This is a genomic window from Pseudomonas onubensis (genome assembly GCF_965653655.1).
In the GTDB taxonomy this organism is placed as follows: domain Bacteria; phylum Pseudomonadota; class Gammaproteobacteria; order Pseudomonadales; family Pseudomonadaceae; genus Aquipseudomonas.
This window is the reverse complement of sequence record NZ_CBFHAZ010000206.1, coordinates 1-1543: the sequence shown is the minus strand read 5'-3', so window position 1 is coordinate 1543 and position 1543 is coordinate 1. Positions and strand designations below refer to the sequence as shown.

At 58.9% G+C, this 1543-nt stretch carries 2 protein-coding genes; both read left to right on the top strand.

All coding sequences use genetic code 11. From position 1 onward, the window contains the following. Positions 1-114: 114 nt before the first annotated feature. Positions 115-1044, top strand: coding sequence for a carbamate kinase (gene arcC, locus ACTD9P_RS29575; RefSeq protein WP_438870414.1), 930 nt, complete (start codon positions 115-117; stop codon positions 1042-1044). 18 nt (positions 1045-1062) lie between these two features. Beyond that, positions 1063-1425: a DUF5064 family protein gene (locus tag ACTD9P_RS29570; RefSeq protein ID WP_438870413.1), complete on the top strand. Its 363-nt coding sequence runs from the start codon at positions 1063-1065 to the stop codon at positions 1423-1425. The last annotated feature ends 118 nt before the right edge of the window (positions 1426-1543 follow it).

Sequence of the window (1543 nt, the reverse complement as noted above, 5' to 3'; positions counted from 1 at the left end):
CGAATGCGGTGTGTCAGTCAGCACGTGGATCAACTGATCCACCGCATTCGCGAGCAAGCCCGCTCCCATATTTAGTCCTGCGTTCGCAACATAGCACTCTAGAAGGACATTTTTATGCGCATCGTCGTAGCCCTGGGCGGCAACGCCCTGCTCCGCCGTGGTGAACCCATGACGGCGGACAACCAACGCGCCAATATCCGCATCGCCACCGAACAGATCGCCAAGATCCACCCCGGCAACGAGCTGGTGATTGCCCACGGCAATGGCCCGCAAGTCGGCCTGCTGTCGTTGCAGGCAGCAGCCTACACCCAGGTTTCGCCCTACCCGCTGGATGTGCTCGGCGCCGAAACCGAGGGCATGATCGGCTACATCATCGAACAGGAGCTGGGCAACCTGCTGGACTTCGAGGTGCCGTTCGCCACCTTGCTCACCCAAGTGGAAGTCGACGCCAAAGACCCGGCCTTCCAGAACCCGACCAAGCCCATCGGCCCGGTGTACTCCAAGGCCGAAGCCGAGAAACTTGCCGCTGAAAAAGGCTGGGCCATCGCGCCCGATGGCGACAAATACCGTCGTGTGGTGGCCAGCCCACGCCCCAAACGCATCTTTGAAATCCGCCCGATCAAATGGCTGCTGGAAAAACGCGCCATTGTGATCTGCGCCGGTGGTGGCGGCATCCCGACGATGTATGGCGACGACGGCAAGCTGCGCGGCATTGAAGCGGTGATCGACAAAGACCTGTGCTCATCCTTGCTGGCCTCGCAACTGGACGCCGATTTGCTGGTGATCGCCACCGACGTCAATGCGGCTTTTATCGACTTCGGCAAGCCGACTCAAAAGGCCATCGGCCAGGCCCATCCCGACGACATGGAGAAGCTCGGCTTCGCCGCCGGCTCCATGGGGCCGAAGGTGCAAGCCGCCTGCGAGTTCGCCCGCCAGACTGGCAAAACTGCCGTCATCGGTTCACTCTCGGACATCGAAGCCATTGTCCAGGGCACGGCCGGCACGCGTATCAGCACGGCAAAACCTGGCATCACCTACCTGTGAAGTAGAGGAGAAACGCCTATGGCCACCTTTGAACCCGGTCACCTGCACATCGAACGTCACGCGCTCAACAAGGAGGACTACAGCTACAACCTGTGCATCGACTACGAGGTCAGCCAGGATCCAAAGGAAGGCAAGGGAATGCTCTTCAAGCTGCACGGCTCGGTGCAGGGCAAGGACCTCAAGGAAGAATTCTTTTTACCCAAGGACCAGGCCTTCGACTTTGCCCGGCATGCAATGAACATCGCGCAGAAATACGGGATGCCGAAGGTGGCGACGCTTAACGGCTCGATGCACAAGCAGTACGACTTGATGTTTGAGGATGTAAGGCATCAGTTGGATGTGAAGCCCGGCGATCCGGTCAAGCCCGAACACCTGGAATAACAAGTTTGCACTGACACAACACCATCAATGTGGGAGCGGGCTTGCTCGCGAATGCGGTCTTTCAGTCAATAAATTAAGAGACTGACACACCGCATTCGCGAGCAAGCCCGCTCCCACA